Here is a 21192-nt window from a genome sequence, read left to right as displayed (position 1 = left end):
GTCTTGGAGTTATTATAAAATTTAATTTGTAACCATTCATTAAAAAAATGAACCCATATATTGAAATTGCAGGAAGAAAAATAGGTCCCGATTATCAGCCGTTAGTGATTGCTGAAATCGGTATTAATCATGAAGGTTCTTTGCAAGTAGCCAAGGAGATGGTTGATGCTGCTCACAGAGCCGGAGCTGAGGTGGTCAAGCATCAAACGCATATTGTGGAAGACGAGATGAGTGGGGCAGCTAAAAAAGTCATTCCGGGCAATGCTACTGTTTCTATTTATGAAATTATGGAACGCTGTTCGCTGAGCGAAGTCGATGAATTAGAACTAAAAAATTATGTAGAAAGTAAAGGAATGATTTTCATTTCTACGCCTTTTTCACGAGCTGCCGCTGATCGGTTGGAGAAATTCAATGTATCCGCCTATAAAATAGGATCTGGAGAATGTAATAATTATCCTTTGCTGGAGCATATTGCAGCTTTTGGTAAGCCCGTTATTTTGAGTACCGGAATGAATACTATTGAAAGCATTACTAAAGCGGTGGCAATTTTTGATAAGTACAACGTACCCGTAGCGCTATTGCATACTACAAATTTATATCCAACTCCAATTCATCTGGTGCGTTTCGGCGCAATGATGGAAATGCATCAAGCTTTTCCGGATAAAGTTTTCGGCTTGTCCGATCATACTTTGAATAACAATGCGTGTTTAGGAGCTGTAGCTTTAGGAGCCAGTATTTTGGAACGTCATTTTACGGATCATACACATCGTACCGGTCCAGATATTGTGTGTAGTATGGATGAGCAGACATGTGGGGAACTTATCGTTTCTTCTCATGAAATGTGGCACATGCGGGGTGGAACAAAAAAGCCTGCTTTAGAAGAACAAGTAACTATTGATTTTGCATTTGCAACGGTTTGTACGATTGCTCCAATAAAAAAAGGAGCGTTATTTACTACGGATAATATATGGGTAAAACGTCCGGGAACTGGAGCTATATTGGCTGAACATTTTAATGATTTGATTGGGAAAATCGCTACTCGAGATATTGATAACGACGAGCAATTAGATTTTAATGATTTTGAACAATAGTTTCTTTATTTTGCCTTTTTTTGGATAGCAATTAAAAACTTAAAAATAGAGACAATTACAAAATAAATACAGTTCCCTCGAGCGCAATCGACCGGTATTTAAGATTTAAAAGTATCTCGACTGCGCTCGACATGACAAAAAAATAATGAAAAAAATCCTATTTCTTACCGGAACCCGAGCGGATTTCGGAAAAATAAAATCATTGATTTCAATTCTTGAACAACAAGAAGGATTTGAGGTGTTTGTTTTTGTTACCGGAATGCATTTGCTAGAGCGATATGGTTACACGCTATTGGAGATAGAACGCTGTGGCTTCAAAAATATTCATACGTTTATCAATCATACTCATGAGACTACGATGGATTTGACCTTGGCCAAAACCATAGAAGGGCTCTCTGCCTTTATCAAGACCGTTCCTCCTGATATGATTATAGTTCATGGAGATCGCGTAGAAACACTTGCCGGTGCTATAGTAGGATCGCTTAATAATATTTTAGTGGCGCATATCGAGGGAGGCGAGTTATCCGGAACGGTAGATGAATTAATTCGGCATAGCGTCAGTAAATTAAGTCATATCCATTTTGTTTCTAATGCTGATGCAGCCAAAAGATTGATTCAAATGGGCGAAAAAAAGTCTTCTATATTTACCATTGGATCTCCTGATATTGATGTTATGTTTTCGGATGCGTTACCAAATTTGAGCGTTGCCCAATCTTATTATCAAATTCCTTTTGATACGTATGCCATTGCCATGTTTCATCCTGTTACCACAGAAGCTGCCGAAATGCAGCATCATGCGAATCATTTTGTTGCCGCTTTACTGGAAGATACACATAATTATATTGTTGTTTTCCCTAATAATGATTTGGGAACTAACACTATTTTGGAAGCCTATAAAAGACTGGAAAACAATACCCGTTTTCGAATATTTCCTTCTTTGCGATTTGAATATTTTCTGACCTTGCTCAAAAACGCACAATACATCATAGGGAATAGTAGTGCTGGAATTCGGGAAGCGCCTTGCTATGGTATTCCTATTATTAATATTGGAACACGACAGCAAAACAGAGCGGTTCACGCGCACATTATTAACGTGGATTATGAACAAAAAAATATAACAGCCGCACTAGCGCTAATAGATATTCAAAAAACCATTCCAACGGCTACTGATTTTGGGAAAGGGAACAGTGTGCAGTTGTTTCTGGAGTCTATAGAAACGGATGCAATTTGGGCCATCAATCATCAAAAACAATTTAGAGATATTTAATGAAAAAACTAGGTATAGTAATCACTGATGGCGTTGGATTCCGGAATTTTGTTGCGGTATGGTTAGAATAATTTGATGTTATAACTATTAAGTTGCTTTCATTATTATGTGCTTATTACTACTATTTTTAAATTGATCTAATCAATACATAACTTAAACTGATTCATTCTTTGGAATTGCCTCTATAAATTAATGTGTTTTATGAAAAATAATTTGTTAGAAAACTTTATAGTTTACCTATTTAATTCCAAGACAATTTTTTACCTAATTTTAATTGTTGCAACGTTAATTGTAATACCTAATATTGATAGAGAATCTTTATGGTTGGATGAAATTTTTTCTGCAACGGCCTCTTTAAAAACATCTTCATTAGATTTAATGTTTTCTAAATATATATCAAGAGATGGAAATCCTCCTTTGTACTATGTATTATTGTTTTACTGGGGAAAAATATTTGGTTCTGGCGATTTTGAAATAAGGTTACTGAGTTATGTTGTTACTTTGCTAGGTTTAATATTGTCTTATTTACTAATAAAAAAATATTTTAGTAGAAAATTAGCAATTTTATTTTTATTCTTAAGTGCGTTTACACCTGGGGTATTATATTATGCTCAAGAGGCACGAATGTATTCTCTTCTTTATGCATTATCTAGTTTAGCAAGTATTATTTTTTTAATTTTTTTAAAGAGAATAAGGGGTAGTCAGAAAATTGAAAATATGTTGTTAATTTATTACTTTTTAGTAGGAGTTTTGATTTGCTATACTCACCATTTTGGTAGCCTAATTATCTTTTTACTTTCTTTTGTTACAATTATATATTCTTTAGTCTTAAGAAAAAATAGATCAGCAATAACTATATTAGTTGTATCTATTTTTATTGGAATATTAGGAATGATCTGGCTCATTTTTCAGTTTTACTTTGTTGATATGGGGAATCATATTAAACAAATTTCTTGGGATAGGAATAATTTAAAAAATATTATTTTTAATTTCTCTACCATTTTTGCTGTAAATAAGTTTGGTGTAGCCGCTTTATTAATTTTACTAGCTCCAATTTTAAGAAATTTCAATTACTTTTTAATATTGGTAAAGAAGTATAGTATAATCTTACTTCCAGTTTTGTTATTATTTTTAACTTCATATTTAATCAGTATCATGATATTTACAATATCGGAAAGATATTTAATTGTAACAGTACCTTTAATTCTTCTCTTTATTTCTTTTATTTTTAATGAATTATTTGATAATAATAAAATATTTGTATTCTTATACATTATCGGATTACTAATTTTATCTGTGTTTGGGAATTATACTTATAAAAAACAAAACTGGAGAGATGCATCAAAATACATTCAAAACAAGATTTATTTTTCACCGAATTCTAAGGTGCCAATTAAATCATTGTTAGATGGGTCCTTTGATCGATTGATGTTTGTTTCCTATTATTTTATGGAGTCTAAATATGTTTATTCTCCCGATGGTCCCAAAATCCAAGATAATTGTGATTTGATTTATGTAGATGGTCACACCAATGAAGAAGAGATTAAGAGAACTCTTGTTGAGTATAATATAAATATCCCCTATGAAATTTTAAACTTCAACAAGGTTTTTGTGGTAATAAAAAAGCGAAATTAAGATACTAAGTATTAATTAAAAAAATATTTAATAGTTTTTGGATGTAAGAATTATTTTAAAATAATCAAAAATTGTAAGTTTAAAAGCGATGAAAAAACTAGGTATAGTAATCACTGATGGCGTTGGATTCCGGAATTTTGTAATGAGTGACTTTTTAACAGAAGCCAGACTCCAATTTGATACTATTATCATTTATTCGGGGTTGCCTATCAGTGCTTATCCTGCGGATTTACAGTCTACAAGTACTATAAAAGAATTGGATGTTTTTGTAGAAGGCAAATGGACCTGGTTTTTCAGGAAATGGAAAGAGCTAGCTCATCTACAACACTATAAGTCTTTTTATGGTATGAAAGACAACCTGGAATCCGGGTATCCCAAAACAATCTCTGCCCGATCTCTTTTAGTCAAAATTATTTATTTTTTTACGCAGAGAGTGCACTCTTCTGCCAGTATTCTGTTTGTAGAAAAATTACAGTTTTTGTCTTTTTCTAAACATAGAATAGCAAAAGGGTATCTTCGATTATTGCAAGAAGACCAACCGACTCATGTTTTTTTCACCCATCAAAGACCCTCGTATTTAGCCCCTTTTTTATATGCAGCTATCCAATCTCAAATACCAGTCAGCAGTTTTATTTTCAGTTGGGATAATTTAGCCTCCAAAGGAAGAATGTTAGGGACTTTTGATTATTTTTTGGTTTGGAGTGATTTAATGAAAAAGGAACTGTTGTATTTTTATCCGAATGTAAAAGAGGAACAGGTAAGAGTGGTGGGAACACCTCAATTTGAGCCTTATGTGATGGACAAATACAAAACAGAAAAACAAGATTTTTATGCTAAATTTAATTTAAAGGAGAGTCAAAAAATAATTTGTTTCAGTTGTGCTGATGCCAGTATCGGAGCGAATGATCCTGTTGTGATTCGGACTATTGCCAATGCCATGCGAGAAAATAAAATAGGAATTCCATGTCAACTTGTTGTACGGACTTCTCCAGCAGAAGAACCAGAGCGTTTTGCTGCGATACAAAAAGAGTTTCCTGAAATTATCTGGAATACGCCCAAATGGATTTTGACTCGGGAGAATCATGCTGAAAGCTGGTCTCAACGCATTCCTAGTGAGGAGGATATCATGGATTTACGTTCTTTGTTGGAATATGTTGATTTGAATATTAACATGTGCTCTACAATGAGTTTAGATTTTATGTTATTTGACAAAGCGGTAATTAATACTGTTTTTGGAAATCCTGAAAATGGTTTGTATGATGACCAACGTTTTTTAGGATATGATCATTTCAAAAAAGTAGTCGAGAGCCAATCCGTGACCATCGCTCAAAATCCAACCGAATTAATTGACCAAATCAAGGAGGCTTTAATCAATCCTTTGGCACGAACTAAAGAAAGAAAGGCTATGATTGACTTACAAATAAGCAAAAAATTAAACGGAACCAGTCAGCGTATTGCTACAACTTTATCACAATGGAATGACCGAAAATAAAAAAATAGCAGTGCTTTGTAATTATGAACTATTACCCGAAAGAGTAGGCGGAATGGATTACTTTTTTTGGGCGTTTGACAAGAAATGTGCAGCAAATAATATTCAGGTGGATTGGTTTTTTCCGAATCAGTCCGATCATGGCGAATATGTTACTTTAACGATTTTTGAGAGTGGATATCAATCCGTAGAAAATCATTTTCTTAGTTTTTGTACCACCAATGCAACAGCGTACACGCATATCATTACCCATTTTGTCGAATTATGTACTCCTTTTTTTTATAAAATAAAGCAGTTGAGCGTCGCTAAAATAATTGCCGTGGATCATAATCCAAGACCTCTTTCCGGCTATCCTTTAAAAAAGAGAATCGAGAAAAGAATCAAAGGAGTTTTATTTTCCAGATATATTGCTGTTTTTGTAGGGGTTTCTGATTATACCGTCAAAGAAATTATTCATGATTTTGGTTCTCATTTGAAAAAGAAGACATTGACTATTTATAACGGGGTTGTACTAGAAAATATTTTACAACGAATGAATCGAAACACATTGCATCCCATCTTTTTGACAGCATCTCACCTACGTGAATCTAAAGGGATTCAGGATTTAATTGCTGCTGTCGCAATGCTTCCTACATCGATACAGAAGGAAATTAAAATTGATCTTTACGGAGATGGGCCTTATAAAAGTATTTTGGTTGAAAAGATGAAATACTATGATGTAGCCCATTGTTTTGCTTTTATGGGCAGCATTTCTAACCTGAAAGCGTTATTTTCGGAATATGATTATATGCTGCAACCTACCCACATGGAGTGTTTCAGTTTATCGATATTAGAGAGTTTAGCTGCCAATGTTCCTGTAATCACAACAAATGTTGGTGGTAATGAGGAGGTTATTGTTTCCGGGGAAAATGGGTTTATTTATAAAGCAAAAGATGTTATGGCTCTAAAGAATATTCTTGAAGCCGTTTATTTGGGTCATAAAAGAATTGAAACGAATACCAGAACCCTCATTGAAAACCGTTTTTCACTGGCAAGAATGGTCGAGTACCATTTAGCATTGGTATTAGAGAATAAATCTTAATTTTACACCGTCAAATCCGTTCCCGTACGTATGTTTTTTAATTCCTTATCCTTTGCCGTTTTCCTACCTATTGTATTTGTGTTGTATTGGTTTGTTTGTAATAAAACCAAAAGTGCTCAAAATGCAGTGCTCATTATAGCCAGCTATTATTTTTACTCCTGTTGGGATTGGCGTTTTCTGTTCCTGTTGGTGTTCTCGACGTTTTTAGATTATTATACCGGTATTCGGATAGAAAAGGCCAAGAGGGTACGGAGTCGAAAATTTTGGTTTTGGCTGAGTATCAGTGTAAATCTGGGCTTCCTGGGAATTTTTAAATACTATAATTTTTTTGCAGATTCTTTCTCGGAGTTGTTGAATGGGTTTGGGTTACAAACGAGTCCTTTACTACTCAACGTGATCTTGCCGGTGGGTATTTCCTTCTATACGTTTCACGGATTATCATACGTCATTGATATTTATTTAAAAAGAATTAAGGCAGAATATAATTTTGTCGATTACTCGTTGTTTGTCAGTTATTTTCCACTGCTTGTGGCGGGACCCATTGAAAGAGCCACACATTTATTACCACAAGTGAAAGTGAAACGCAGTTTTGACTATCAAAAAGCCAAAGAAGGAATCTTTCAGTTTGCCTGGGGACTGGTCAAAAAAGTGGTAATTGCGGATACCTGCGCTACATACGCCAATGCGATTTTTGATAATTATGAATCCATGAATTCTTTGTCGTTGGTTCTTGGTGCCGTTTATTTTGCTTTCCAGATTTATGGGGATTTTTCGGGTTATTCCGACATGGCGTTGGGAATGTCAAAATTGTTTGGAATCGATTTGCTGCGCAATTTTAACTACCCCTATTTTTCTCGTGATATCGCCGAGTTCTGGCGGCGCTGGCACATTTCTCTTTCGTCGTGGTTTCGGGATTACGTATATATTCCTTTGGGAGGCAGCAGTGGAGGTATGGGAATGAAAATCCGCAATACCTTTATTATTTTTTTAATCAGTGGTTTTTGGCATGGTGCCAATTGGACTTTTATTGCCTGGGGTTTTATTAATGCCCTGTATTTTTTGCCATTGTTGCTCTTGAAGCGGAATCGATCTAATATGGAAACAGTGTCCTTGCATTGGGATTTTGCCTCCGTCACAGTTTTCTTTAGCATTATCAGTACATTCGCATTAACTTGCCTGGCATGGATTTTCTTCCGGGTAAAATCGATAGGAGATGCTTTTGAATATATTGGGCGTATTTTTACCAATGGAAATTTTGCATCACAGTATTTGGATAACGAGCGATACAATTATGAAATCATCATTTTAATACTTGCTTTTATTGTTGTGGAATGGAATAGCCGAACGCAAGTGGAACCTATTTCTGGGCGCTACAGTTATTTAAAGTTGGGATTATGCCTTGCAGCAATTGTGGCATTAGGAACGTATTCCGATTATAAAGAATTTATTTATTTTCAGTTTTAGTGTGGTATTTTCGTTTTACCCCAACCCTAAAGGGAACCGAAAATTTAGAATACTCTTGATTAGTAGGTCGTAGTCTTTCTTTTTCCCACCCTTTAGGGATGGGGAAAGAAAAAGGAATAGGAGAGGTTGATTTCCGTTTTACCCCAACCCTAAAGGGAGCCGAAAATTTAGGACGTTCTTGATTAGTAGGTCGTAGTCTTTCTTTTTCCCACCCTTTAGGGATGGGGAAGGAAAAAGGAATAGGAGAGGTTGATTTTCGTTTTACCCCAACCCTAAAGGAATCTTGAGTTTTTGAAATAAAAATATAGTTTGAGTTATGGATAAAAAAACGCTTCAGTCTGAGAATATGTGGAAAGGTGCATCTCCGAAAATTTTTTCAAATGCAAAGAAATTAAGAGATAATGCAACAGAAGCGGAAGAAAAACTTTGGTTAGCAGTTAAAAACTATCAAATAGAGGGATTTAAATTTAGGAGGCAGCATCCTCTTAGTTTTTACGTTGCCGATTTTTATTGTCATGCCTTAAAGTTAGTAATTGAAATTGATGGAGGATATCATCTGACTGAAGAACAACAGCTATTAGATGAAGAAAGAACAAAGCATATTGAATTTCAAGGATTAAAAGTAATCCGATTTACAAATGAGGAAGTACTAGCGCAGTTGCCGGAAGTTATAGATAAAATAAAAGCGTTTATTGCTGCGGGATAAATTTCCGGTTTACCGTGACCCTAAAGGGAACCGGAAATTTAGAATGCTCTTGATTAGTAGGTCGTAGTCTTTCTTTTTCCCACCCTTTAGGGATGGGGACGGAAAAAGAAATTATTTAGAATAAAACTATAAATACAATACAGAACAAAACAACAATGAAGCAGTTTTTAATTTTTACAGTCAAAACCCTCGTGCTACTATTTTTACTGTTAGTAGTATTGGATTTTCTATACACAACAGTTTATGTACAGTCGTCGAATAGAGGGAAAATTGATTATGTTTACAATTCAGCAGCGCGCAAGTATGATGTGGTAATTTTAGGATCTTCCAGAGCCAACAATCATTTTGTGGCTCCAATGTTTGAAGAAAAAGGATTGAAAACATTTAATTTTGGGATGAGCGGAGGACATTTGTTTGAAGCATCCCTACTGTTAAAATTAATGGTGGAACGAAAGTATACTATAAAAAATGTGATACTCGAGGCCGATTTGAATTTATCAAATGAAAAGCGAGATGAGGGTGTTTCTTCTCGTTTTCTTCCCTTTATCCATGATTCTAAAACAATCAGAAATCATTTTTTAAAAGAGGCCGATTTTAAAGAATTGTATTACATTCCTTTTTACAGGTATGTTGCATTTGATTCCAAGATTGGGTTTAGAGAACTCTATAAAACGGTATCGAAAGAGCCTACTACAAATTTGGCTCATTTAGGATATTATCCGTTAGTCAAAAAAAAGGGTAACATGAAAAACAATCTGACTAATTTAAAACCGTTACGGAACAAATATTATGAAGAAATTAAACAGCTTTGCAAGGACAACAACATCAATTTGATAGCTGTCATGACCCCGATGTGCACCAATACTAAAGGATTAAATTATTTTGAAAAAGTGCAACAATGCTATCCTGAAATTTACAATTATGAAAATACGGTAGAAGGAGATCAGTATTTTTCGTCCTGCGGGCATCTGAATGATACTGGAGCACGACGGTTTACCAGTGTAATTATAAAAGATTTTTTTAATAGATAAGATGGGAAACGAATATTCAGCAGTGGCTCCCTTTATTTTGGAGAAGGTTGAGGTGAGGAAAATAGCTTTTTTAAGCCCGGAATATCCACACCCAAAAACAGGAAGCTCCGGCGGAATAGGTACCAGTATTAAAAATCTGGCAATGGGACTTTTGGCAGAAGGCTGTTCGGTACGCGTTTTAGTGTATGCCCAAAAAGAAGAAGCTGTTTTTTATGACAGTGGTATTTGTATTCAGCAGATCAGGAATGTCAAATTTAAGGGATTGTCGTGGTATTTGACCCGGAAAAAACTGCAGAATATTATTGATACTTTATACGAGGATAAAAAAATTGATGTGGTAGAAGCTCCGGATTGGACGGGAATCACCTCTTTTATCTCTCCTAAAAAATGTAAGGTTGTGATTCGGTTGCATGGCTCGGATACTTATTTTTGTCACTTGGATCGGCGGCCTGTAAAGTGGATTAATAAATTTCATGAAAAAAGAGCGTTGAAAAAAGCAGATGGCTTGCTTTCTGTAAGTCAGTTTACGGCCGATACTACGAATGCGGTCTTTGGTTTAAACAAGCAATTTACGATTATTCCGAATGGTATTGATCTTGATGCGTTTAGTCCGGATGATAAAAACAAAGAAAATACGAACACGATTCTATATTTTGGGAGTTTAATTCGTAAAAAAGGATTGTTAGAGTTGCCGTTTATTTTTAATGCAGTGATCGCTAAAAATCCAAATGCTAAATTGATTTTGTTAGGGAAAGATGTTCCCGATATCATATCAGGGAATTCTTCCACTTGGCAGATGATGCAAGGAATGTTTTCTCCAGCTGCGCTGCTCAATGTGACTTATTATGGGGCTGTGCCATATCAGGACATGAAGCAGCATATTAGTACGGCAACAATTTGCGTGTTTCCTGCTTTTGCAGAGGCTTTGCCCGTGTCTTGGATTGAGGCCATGGCGCTGCAAAAACCTATTGTAGCCTCAAATATTGGCTGGGCACAAGAAGTGATTGATGCCGGTATCAATGGGTTTTTAGTACATCCTAAAAATCATTTGGAATACGCAACAAAAATTATTCAACTGTTAGATGATGCTGTTTTGCAAAAAGCGTTTGGTTTAGCGGCAGAAAAGAAAGTGAAAGAAAAATTTAGTAAGGAGAAAGTGGCGCAACAGAGTGTAGTGTTTTATAAAAAAGTTTGTGTTAGGTTAGAATCAGACAGCTAAGTTAAAAAAGCATGACTTCGACTACAATTCGTCTACGCTCAATATGTACTTCCGACCTGATAGAAAGGATTATTAAAACGTAGGATGCTAACAGAGATTAACGGGTCGAAGTGTGGTTCAATTTTTTTATTTAAGATTAATTGAAATTTTTATTAATTACACCCAACGGGTAGATTTAAGTTTAAACGATAAATGGGAAGAATACGATTAAAAGAATATACAACGACGTCAGGTGAAGTACTATTGTATGCCGGTACTCCTGATTTTTCACAATTGGAGCTATTGTCTACTGGAGCAGGCGATATTTGGCATAGTTCTTTTGAGCAGGGCTATAAAAATGCTTTCCCTGAATTGGTCTATCAGACTGCTGTATTCTTTTGGTATTTGAATGATTTTGATGGATTAGATCAATGTGTCAGTTGGAGGATTAATCCCAATGCTTTTGCAGTTCGTAAATCAGTTTGGGACCTCACAAAAGGTTTTGATACCGATTTTGAAAATATTCAAATGCAGGCTTTAGATTTTGGATTTCGATGCAACCGTTTTTTGGGAGGAGTTCCATTATATGTAAAAAATTTATTTACAAATGCGGCTATAGAAAAGGTGATAGTTTCAAGAAGAGATCGTCATCTTTTTTTTAGGAAAAATTATAAAATAAGCCATGCCATTTTTATGATTTACAGATTAGGTTTCTTGAAAATTTCAGAATGGATTACTTTGTTCAGAGTCAAGAATACCTATAAAAAAAGGGACATAACGGCTAGAATTCCTTCTCGGGTGCTTCTTGCTATTCAAGGTAATCCTACAGTAAGTTATATTATACCTACGATGTTCCGTCAAGAATACACTTTACAACTGTTAGATGATTTGTCTAATCAAAACTATAAACCGACCCAGGTTATTGTTGTAGATGCCACTCCCTTGAGCGACAGAGATGAAACGGCCTACGAACAAAAGCAGTATCCCTTTGAATTAAAAGTGATTTGGCAACAGACAAAGGGTAGTTGTAGGGCCAGAAATGAGGGGATTGCTCTATGCACGGGGGATTATATTGTTTTTGGTGATGATGATATTCGGATCCCTGCGGATTTCATCGAAAACCACATTCGGTTCTTACAAACCTATTCGGTTGGAGCCTGCAACGGACTGGATATCCGTGCGGATCACCACCAACAGAATTTAGAGGATTTGGCTCTTAAGTTGGAACAATTGAGTCGACCCCCATTTATTGCGGGCTGTACTCAAATGTTTAGCAATGCGAATTCTTGTGTCAAACGGGAGTTTGTAAATCAGTTGGTCGGTAATGATGTCAATTTTGATGGCGGTTATGGCGAAGACAGTGATTTTGGAATGTCGTTAAGTAAAATCGGAGTAACTGTTTTAGCTAATCCATTTGCTGCTAATTTACATTTAAAACCACCCAGCGGAGGCTATCGTTTTTGGGGAACTCAAGCTAAGATTGTTGGAAAAAAAAGGAAAGCACAGCCCTGGGAACTGGATGCTCCTGTGAAAAACATAAAACCGGTTCCTAGTCCAACAATTATGTATGGGATAATGAAGCATTACAGTCCTAAACAATTGAGAGAGTATAAGTATAAACATTTTACCTATTATCTATTTACGGGTTCTAAAGTTGCTTTTTTGTATCGTTTATTTCGATTTCCTTACAAGAATATTCAATTTAAGAAGTCGGTTTTTTATGCACAAAAATTGCAGAATTTAGGAATTAGACACCAATAACAATGAAATTTTCATTACTAATTTGTACCTACATGCGTGCCGAAGCTTTATTACAGCTATTAGAGTCTGTGAAAGAGCAAACAAAGTATCCTGATGAAATTATGATCATCGATGGGTCAACTAATCAAGATACATCGGTAATGATAAAGAATAATCGATTTGATCATTTAAAATATTTCGCCGTTCCACCACAACATCGTGGTCTGACTAAGCAACGCAACTACGGAATTGAAAGAGTAGCAGTTGATATAGAAATAATCTGTTTTTTAGACGATGACATTGTTTTGACGGCTACTTATTTTGAAGAACTGTTACAAACGTATAAGGTTTATCCGCAGGCTTTAGGTGTTGGCGGGTACATTATTGATGAAACTAAAACGGAATTTGTTGGTGAAAAGTATCACTCCAAAAGTGATGAATTTTATTTTGATGGATGGAAAAGAAAAGATGGCAGCCGATTCGTGTTAAGAAAAAAATTAGGATTAGACAGTGATTGTCCACCGGGTTATTCTTCCTTATATTCACACGGTCGTAGTGTGGGATTTTTGCCTCCGAGTGGTAAAACGTATGAAGTTGAAATGTTGATGGGAGGTGTTTCCTCTTTCAGAAAAAAGGTGTTTGATACGTTGCATTTTTCTACTTATTTTGAAGGTTATGGCTTGTATGAGGATGCCGATTTTTCTTTACGAGTGTCTAAGATAGGGGCATTGTACTTGAACACTGCTGCAAGATTGTATCATTATCACGATACCGCAGGAAGACCCAATCAATATCAATATGGTAAAATGGTCGTGCGAAATGGTTGGTATGTCTGGAGAACGAAAAATCCTAAGCCAACATTAGAACATCAATTAAAATGGCACACAATTACATTACTTTTGACTGGTATTCGGTTTAGCAATACCTTTACCAGCAGTAGTAAAAAAGAAGCTTTTACAGAGGCAGTAGGCAGAACCGTTGGTTGGTGGAGTTTGTGGATAAGAAAACCAAAATAAGATATAAACAGTATTTTAAATATGAAGTTCGTAATCATTACCCACGTGCCGCATTCGAAAGTGAATAATTTATATTATGCGTACGCTCCATACGTAAGAGAAATGAATGTTTGGGGCAACCATGTAACACAAGTAGTGATTGTGGCTCCTTTTTTTTTAGGTAAGGCGACAGCCATTGACAGTTCTTACCAGCATCAAAACATACACTTTATTCCTGTTCCAAGTTTTGATTTATTATCGATACAAGCTATTTTATTTACTTTATTTAAACTTCCCGGATTGCTTTGGGTTTTATTTAAAGCCATGAAATCTGCTGATCACATTCATTTACGGTGTCCCGGAAATATTGGATTATTGGGTTGTTTTGTTCAAATTTTATTTCCGAATACTCCAAAAACAGCTAAATATGCCGGAAATTGGGATCCTGAATCCAAGCACCCTTGGACCTACGAACTGCAACGATGGATTTTAAGCAACACTTTTTTGACCCGAAACATGCAGGTTTTAGTGTATGGCGAGTGGAAGGGCAGTTCTGGAAATATTAAACCTTTTTTTACGGCTACCTATTCTGAAAAAGATAAATTGGCAGTGGTTCCAAAAGTGTTACAGGGTGTGGTCGATTTTGTTTTTGCAGGTACATTAGTCCATGGGAAGCATCCGCTGTATGCTGTTCAATTGATCGAAAATTTGCATCAAAAAGGGTATTTAGTGCGTTTGCGGCTGTATGGAGAAGGAGTACAACGTAAAGTCTTAGAGGAGTATGTTGTAGCGCATCAGCTCGAGTCCATTGTTTTTTTGAAAGGAAATCAATCCAAAGAAACCCTGCAAAAAGCCTATCAGGACAGTCATTTTATAGTGTTGCCTTCAGAGAGTGAAGGGTGGCCAAAAGTGATTGCCGAGGGTCTGTTTTGGGGTTGTGTTCCTCTGGCAACAGCTGTTTCATGTGTGCCTTTTATGCTGGATTATGGGGACAGAGGGATTTTGCTGGAAATGGATCTTGAAAAAGATATTTTGCAAATCGAATCGGTTTTGAGTAACCAAAGCCTTTTTGATTACAAACAAACCAGAGGAGCAGAATGGTCCAGGGGCTATACGATGGATTTTTTCGAAGCGGAAATCAAAAAATTACTGGCACGTTGATGCTGAGTTTAACTCGTCTCTTTGAGTGGGTTTGCTACTATTGGGCGTAGATTAATATGTAACATAAGTGATAACAACAACATGAGAATCATTCAAATTATAGATTCACTCGAGGCAGGTGGAGCGGAGCGTATGGCGATCAGTTATGCCAATGCGCTAGCGAAAAAAATTGAATTTGCAGGTTTGATCGTCACCCGAAATGAAGGGCCACTGCTCCATCAAATTGATGCGGATGTTTCTTATTTGTATTTAAATAAAAAACACACTTTCGACTTAAGGTCAGTTTTAAAGTTGAAATCATTTGTAAAACAGAATAAAATTACAATCGCACATGCACACGGGACATCATTTTTTACTGCGGTATTACTTAAATTGACGTATCCTAAGATTAAGTTAATTTGGCACGATCATTATGGAGCAAGGGCAAATGAATCAATATGGAATAATTTGATATTATCTTTTTGTTCCTGTTTTTTCTCTTGCACATTTGTAGTAAATCATCAATTAGAAGTTTGGGCTAATAAAAATCTATTAACTAAAAAAAATTATTTTTTACCAAATTTCGCTACGTTTGATGACAACGTTTTAAAAGAAACTATTCTGAAAAGTGAAGAAGGGAAGCGAATAGTATGTATCGCAAATCTAAAACAACCTAAAAATCACATAACAATATTGCGTGCTTTTGCGGAAATGAATTTAATGGAATTGGGTTGGAGTTTGCATTTAATCGGAAAAGATTACAAGGACGACTATTCAGCTATTTTAAAGGAATTTATAAGTAAAAATAATTTAGAAAATTATGTTTTTATTTATGGTTCTAAGACTGACATCAAATACATACTATCTCAAGCAACAATTGGTGTTTTAGCTTCTACAGCAGAGGGGTTTCCTGTAACATTATTAGAATATGGTTTGGCAAAATTATCAGTAATATCAACAAATACCGGGCATTGTCCAATGATTATCCAAGATAATTTTAGCGGTTTGTTGTTTACTCCACTAGATAGTTTTCAGCTTCAAGTTCAATTAGATAAAATGATTTCTAAGGAATCTTTAAGAATTAGTTTTGCACTACATTTGCATCAATTAGTTGTAGATAATTATTCAAAAGAAAAAGTGATCGATATTTTAATTAAGAACTATGAAAAACTATCCGATTCTAAATAGTTACAAATGAAAAACGAAGATCGATCCTATCTCTATTTAATTCTTTTCCATGTGGTGGTGGGTGCATTGGGGTATTTGTTGCCTTTTACAGCAAAAATATACGGCTATTCTATTTTTATTTTTGGAATTTATTATATCGTAAAAAAACAAAACAGAAATAACGAAGCACTGATTGCTGCGGCTTATGTGGTAGGGAGCGAAGTCTTTTTGCGAATGACCGGTGGAAATCCACTCTATGAAATTTCCAAATACGGGGTTGTACTCTTTGTTCTTATCGGGATGTATTACAGCGGTTTTTCTAAAGGAGCCATTCCGTATTGGATCTTTCTATTGTTACTAATCCCCGGTGTTATTATTTCGACTTTTGTATTGAATTTTGACACGAATATTCGCAAAGCGATTGCCTTTAACCTTTCGGGTCCCGTTTGTTTGGGACTGGCTTCTTTGTACACCTTTCGGCGAAAGATTGGATTGGATCAGATGAATACAATCCTGCTGAGCATGGGTCTTCCTATTATTAGTTGTGTGGCATATCTGATTTTTTATACACCAGATTTACAGGAAGTCATAACGGGAACCGAATCTAATTTTCAAACTTCTGGAGGGTATGGCCCCAATCAGGTGGCTACGGTTTTAGGACTGGGGATGTTTATTTTTTTTTCCAGAGTAATATTGGATTCTAAAACAAAATTCCAAATTATAATCAACCTGATCCTTGCGTTAAATATCACTTATCGAGGAATCATTACTTTCTCCCGAGGAGGAATGATTACCGGATTCTTGATGATTGTTTTGTTGCTGGCGTTCTTGTATTTTAAATCTAATTTTGGCGGAAGGGCAAAATTGAATTATATTATCGTATTCTTAGTGTTTGCAATGTTTGTCACTTGGACCTTCACCTCCTTTCAGACAGGCGGCCTTATTGACAAGCGCTATGCCAATCAAGATGCCGCAGGAAGGGCTAAAGAGAGCCAGTTTACCGGCAGGGAGGATGTGGCACTAAATGAGATCAATACGTTTTTGAAGAACCCTATTTTTGGAGTAGGGGTTGGGAAAGGGGTGGAAGTCCGGGAGGATGAAACGGGGATCAAAGTGTTGTCCCACGACGAAATTACCCGGATGCTGGCCGAGCATGGGTCTTTAGGGATAATAGCATTGCTGATTTTGTTTTTTACACCCTTGGTTTTGTACTTGGAAAACAAGTTCAATATGTTTTTATTGTGTTTTGTTGCCTTCTGGTTTTTAACCATTAATCATGCCGCCATGCGTACCGCCGCACCGGCCTTTGTATACTCGTTGTCCTTACTCAATGTGCAGTTGGGATCGCCCAGAAGAACGAGTGTTGTAAAAGAAGAGTAGAGAAGAACCATAAAGAAAGTGGTGCGTATTCGTTTCAATATTTTTCATGGTTTTATTAGGGAATTCGCAGCTCTTAAAAAAATCACTTTGTTAAAAGTGGATGTTCTTAAAAAAAAGAGGTGCTACTATAAGTTTAATTTGGAACAAAAAAATTAAATTTGCACCCGTACCATAAATACCTATCATGTTTTCAGTTGACAAAATGCATTTTGAAATATCAGAACGAAAGATGATTCTTCGACTTTTTGATGTTCTCTTTGTTTTGACGGCTTTATATGCAACTGGAAAGGTATTTGCTTTTGATTATTTTGAAGTTTCAGCTACTAATTATTACTGGACAATCGTTTTGGCAGTTTACCTAAATGTATTTGGAGCTATTTTTGAAATGTATAATCTTCAGGTGGCTAGCAACGAGTTTCAGGTGTTAAAAAGTACTCTTATTACCGTTTCAACAACTGTTTTAGTCTATTTACTGACGCCGTTTTTTTCTCCGGAACTGCCCTCAAACCGCCTTCAAATTCTATTGTTTTTTCTGGTCGTATTCTTATCGTTGTTTTTCTGGAGGATGTTGTATGTAACCTTTTTGGCCTCTAATCGATTTTTTCAGAAAGCAATCTTGATTTGTGATCAGGAGCAGGTACAAGAGTTGATTTTAGGACTTGAAAATATTGATCCGCATTATAAAATAATTGGGTTTGTTAATCTAGATTCCAGTGAACAACAAATGGAAGAATACCATTATGTGCAGCACATCAAAAGAGAGGATTTGTTCTCTTTTGTGAATGAAAACGGAGTTTCTGAAATTGTGATTGCTTCCCAAAAAACGGGAGGTATTACAGCAGATTTGTACCAACAATTGCTTCATTTATTAGAGGCTGGGAATATTATACGGGAATATACACAGGTATATGAAAGTAAAACCCAGCGCATACCAGTGCAGTACATGTCACGGGATTTTTATCGTTTTTTTCCTTTTAGCCGAAGCAATCAGAATAAATTGTATTTGATTGTTATGCGAATATTTGAAATAATCGTTTCCTTGTCTGGACTTGTTGTAGGCGTGTTCTTGTGTCCGCTTATTTTGCTTGGAAATGCAATAGGAAATAAAGGGTCGTTGTTTTATTCACAAGAACGGATAGGCAAAGATGGGGCGGTATTTAAAATTTTAAAGTTCCGGACAATGGTTAAAAATGCCGAATCGAACGGTGCCGTTTTTACCGCTACGAATGACTCCCGAGTGACGCTTTTTGGGAAATTTCTGCGTAAAACCAGAATCGATGAGTTTCCTCAGGTTATCAATATACTAAAAGGAGATATGGCTGTTATAGGTCCGCGTCCCGAGCGTCCTATTTTTGTAAAAGAAATTGCAGAAATAATGCCTTTTTATGAAACCAGACACATCATCAAGCCGGGGCTTACTGGCTGGGCACAGGTCAATTATACGTATGGGGAAACCATTGATGATAGTCTGATCAAGCTGCAGTATGACTTGTATTATATCAAGCACCGCAGCATTTACCTAGATTTGAACATTGCTTTCAAGACCATCACTACGGTGTTGTTTTATAGAGGACAGTAGCTAGTATCAGACACGTTTTTTAATGTGTCGTTTTGCGGTGCAAAATGCTACGAAAAAGGAGAGTTTCTTGAAAATTTGTTGCTTGCAGGTCTCTTTAAAACTGCACCGAAAGAGTAAATTGACAGTGAGTAATTTTCTTGTATAACACATACTTCCGTCAGATGTTTTTTTATTTATAGGTTTTTATCATTTATCTTTGCCGAGTTAAAACTGTATACGTAACCGACTAATTAGATCCTGTCAAATGAGAATATTATTTTTATTTTGTTTTTTAGCAGTGCCCATGCTGCTGTTTTCTCAAAAAAATATTACTAATACAGATACTGCCAGTAAATACCAAAGTGCGTCAGATACGGTCAATAAACAAAAAGAACAAAAAGTGGCTACTGTTGATATGTATCGGTTCATCACTTTAGAACGGGATACCACTTACATTGACACATCTCTCAATATTCAAAAAGAATACAGCCACAACTATTTGCGAAAAGACATTTTTGGACTTTTACCTTTTGCAAATGATGGACAAACATACAATACCTTACAATACGGTTTGACGGATGTAGTTGTATTTCCCGAATTTGGTTTTAAAGCAAAGCATTTTAATTTTTTGGAGGCAAACCAAATCCGTTACAGCTCTGTAGCAACTCCTGCTACCGAATTATATTTTAAAACAACCGTACAAAAGGGGCAGTCAGTAGATGCCTTTATTACCCTGAACACCTCAAAAAATTTAAATTTTTCGATCGCCTACAGAGGACTACGTTCAGAAGGAGAATACATCAATCAGCTCTCAAGTACAGGAAATTTCAGGTTCACCACCAGTTACAACACTAAAAATAAACGGTATTTTGCTAATGCACATTATACCTATCAAGATATTTTAAATGAAGAAAACGGTGGAATTACGACTATTAATGATTTTGAAAGTGGTGATCCAAACTACGATAACAGACAAAGATTTGAAGTGTATCTTAATGACGCCAAATCATTTCTGAAAGGAAAAAGAATTTTTGTGGATCACAATTTTAGAATTAACACAAAAAAAGGAGACAATAACGCGTATCTCGCGCATCAGTTTAATTACGAAAATAAGTTCTTTGAATACAATCAGGCCACAGTAGCATCTGCCGTAGGAGGGGCAATAGTTGACCGGTTTGGGGACTCTTTTGCAAACAGCGGGATCAATGATCAAACTCGTTACAACAAGATGTACAATAGAATTGGTTTGATTTATGAAAATACAACATTGGGTAAATTTCAGTTTTTTGCTGACGATTTCAGATCTAATTATTATTACAATCAGATCCTAATATTTGATGCGAAAACAGTCCCAAGTTTCTTGAGCCAGAACATTAATAGTGCCGGAGGTCAATATGAATACCGAAAAAACAATTGGAACGGTATTTTTTCTTATTCCAGATCCATTACCAACCAGTCGCTTTCAAATTTAGATGCTAAATTGAAGTATGAGCTCACTGATGAAATTCAATTTGCATTTCAGTATCAAAACATAAACAAACTACCCAATAACAATTACAATCTGCACCAGAGCAGTTACGTGCAGTACAACTGGTCTAATGATTTTAAGAATGAAAAAATAAACACAATAAAAGCTAATGCCATTTCTCCTTGGCTAGATGCGGAATTGCAGTTTTCAGTGTTGAATGATCATTTGTATTTTACCGAAGCATCAACTGCGCAGCAAAAAACAGATAACACACAAATTGTTGCGCCGGCACAATACAATAGCACAATAAATTATGTATCGATCAAAATCAGCAGAGAATTAAAATTTGGAAAATTTGCGTTAGATAATACAGTTTTATATCAAAAAACAGAACAACAAGATGCCATCTTGAACGTGCCTGAAATTGTAACGCGAAATACGTTTTACTACTCGAATTTTTTGTTTAAAAAAGCCTTATTTCTGCAAACAGGGATTTCACTCAATTACTTTTCCAGTTATTATGCCAATGAATACAATCCGGTCATAGGAGAATTTTTTGTGCAAAAAGACAAACAAATCGGCAATCATCCTAACCTTGATTTTTTTATCAATGCAAAAATTCAAAGAACAAGGATCTATTTGAAAGCGGAACATTTTAATTCGGCACTCACCGGCAATGATTTTTATGCCTCCCCCAATAATCCATCGCGTGATTTTACGATCCGATTTGGTTTAATTTGGAACTTCTTTAATTAATAGCTCTTTAAAATTTCAATTTTTTA

Annotated in this window: 16 protein-coding genes; all 16 read left to right on the top strand. The window is 35.6% G+C overall.

The genetic code is table 11. The features are described from left to right. Positions 1 to 47 precede the first annotated feature (47 nt). The 16 genes from EKL95_RS00700 (at position 48) to EKL95_RS00625 (ending at position 21166) form a co-directional block, all read left to right on the top strand. The gene (locus tag EKL95_RS00700) at positions 48 to 1091 is read left to right on the top strand and encodes an N-acetylneuraminate synthase family protein (protein ID WP_126554490.1); all 1044 of its coding nucleotides are present in this window, start codon (positions 48 to 50) and stop codon (positions 1089 to 1091) included. A 145-nt stretch (positions 1092 to 1236) separates the two neighbouring features. Next, the gene (gene neuC / locus EKL95_RS00695; protein ID WP_126554488.1) at positions 1237 to 2358 is read left to right on the top strand and encodes a UDP-N-acetylglucosamine 2-epimerase; all 1122 of its coding nucleotides are present in this window, start codon (positions 1237 to 1239) and stop codon (positions 2356 to 2358) included. 201 nt (positions 2359 to 2559) lie between these two features. Next, a complete protein-coding gene (locus EKL95_RS00690; protein ID WP_158614831.1) occupies positions 2560 to 3993 on the top strand; it encodes a glycosyltransferase family 39 protein in 1434 nt (477 codons plus the stop codon). Between the two features lie 88 nt (positions 3994 to 4081). After that, positions 4082 to 5485, top strand: a complete 1404-nt coding sequence (locus EKL95_RS00685) for a hypothetical protein (RefSeq protein ID WP_126563328.1) — start codon at positions 4082 to 4084, stop codon at positions 5483 to 5485. Next, complete coding sequence (locus EKL95_RS00680) at positions 5472 to 6563, top strand: glycosyltransferase family 4 protein (RefSeq protein ID WP_233579312.1); 1092 nt, start codon at positions 5472 to 5474, stop codon at positions 6561 to 6563. The genes EKL95_RS00685 and EKL95_RS00680 overlap by 14 nt, the downstream gene beginning before the upstream one ends. Positions 6564 to 6593: 30 nt before the next feature. Next, positions 6594 to 8027 carry an MBOAT family O-acyltransferase gene (locus tag EKL95_RS00675; protein WP_126563327.1) on the top strand — a complete coding sequence of 478 codons (1434 nt, stop codon included), beginning with the start codon at positions 6594 to 6596 and terminating at the stop codon, positions 8025 to 8027. A 316-nt stretch (positions 8028 to 8343) separates the two neighbouring features. Beyond that, positions 8344 to 8733 (top strand): endonuclease domain-containing protein, encoded by a 390-nt coding sequence (locus EKL95_RS00670; protein WP_231507394.1) that lies wholly within the window; start codon positions 8344 to 8346, stop codon positions 8731 to 8733. A 155-nt stretch (positions 8734 to 8888) separates the two neighbouring features. After that, positions 8889 to 9764 carry a hypothetical protein gene (locus tag EKL95_RS00665; RefSeq protein ID WP_126563326.1) on the top strand — a complete coding sequence of 292 codons (876 nt, stop codon included), beginning with the start codon at positions 8889 to 8891 and terminating at the stop codon, positions 9762 to 9764. A 1-nt stretch (position 9765) separates the two neighbouring features. Then, positions 9766 to 10983 carry a glycosyltransferase family 4 protein gene (locus tag EKL95_RS00660; RefSeq protein WP_126563325.1) on the top strand — a complete coding sequence of 406 codons (1218 nt, stop codon included), beginning with the start codon at positions 9766 to 9768 and terminating at the stop codon, positions 10981 to 10983. A gap of 192 nt (positions 10984 to 11175) precedes the next feature. After that, on the top strand, positions 11176 to 12723 hold the full coding sequence (locus EKL95_RS00655; protein ID WP_199736758.1) for a glycosyltransferase family 2 protein: 1548 nt from the start codon (positions 11176 to 11178) through the stop codon (positions 12721 to 12723). A gap of 2 nt (positions 12724 to 12725) precedes the next feature. Then, complete coding sequence (locus EKL95_RS00650; protein WP_126561650.1) at positions 12726 to 13718, top strand: glycosyltransferase family 2 protein; 993 nt, start codon at positions 12726 to 12728, stop codon at positions 13716 to 13718. Positions 13719 to 13739: 21 nt separating this feature from the next. Then, a complete protein-coding gene (locus EKL95_RS00645; protein WP_126563324.1) occupies positions 13740 to 14858 on the top strand; it encodes a glycosyltransferase in 1119 nt (372 codons plus the stop codon). 81 nt (positions 14859 to 14939) lie between these two features. Beyond that, entirely contained in the window at positions 14940 to 16025 is a 1086-nt protein-coding gene (locus EKL95_RS00640; protein ID WP_126561651.1) for a glycosyltransferase, read from the top strand. 6 nt (positions 16026 to 16031) lie between these two features. Next, entirely contained in the window at positions 16032 to 17384 is a 1353-nt protein-coding gene (locus tag EKL95_RS00635; RefSeq protein WP_126463112.1) for an O-antigen ligase family protein, read from the top strand. Positions 17385 to 17568: 184 nt separating this feature from the next. Beyond that, positions 17569 to 18963, top strand: coding sequence for an exopolysaccharide biosynthesis polyprenyl glycosylphosphotransferase (locus EKL95_RS00630; RefSeq protein WP_126563323.1), 1395 nt, complete (start codon positions 17569 to 17571; stop codon positions 18961 to 18963). Positions 18964 to 19207: 244 nt separating this feature from the next. Next, positions 19208 to 21166: a putative porin gene (locus tag EKL95_RS00625; protein WP_126563322.1), complete on the top strand. Its 1959-nt coding sequence runs from the start codon at positions 19208 to 19210 to the stop codon at positions 21164 to 21166. Positions 21167 to 21192: the final 26 nt, after the last annotated feature.

Origin of the sequence: Flavobacterium sp. LB2P53 (genome assembly GCF_003970305.1) — a bacterium.
GTDB lineage: Bacteria > Bacteroidota > Bacteroidia > Flavobacteriales > Flavobacteriaceae > Flavobacterium.
This window is presented reverse-complemented; position numbering and strand designations above follow the sequence as displayed.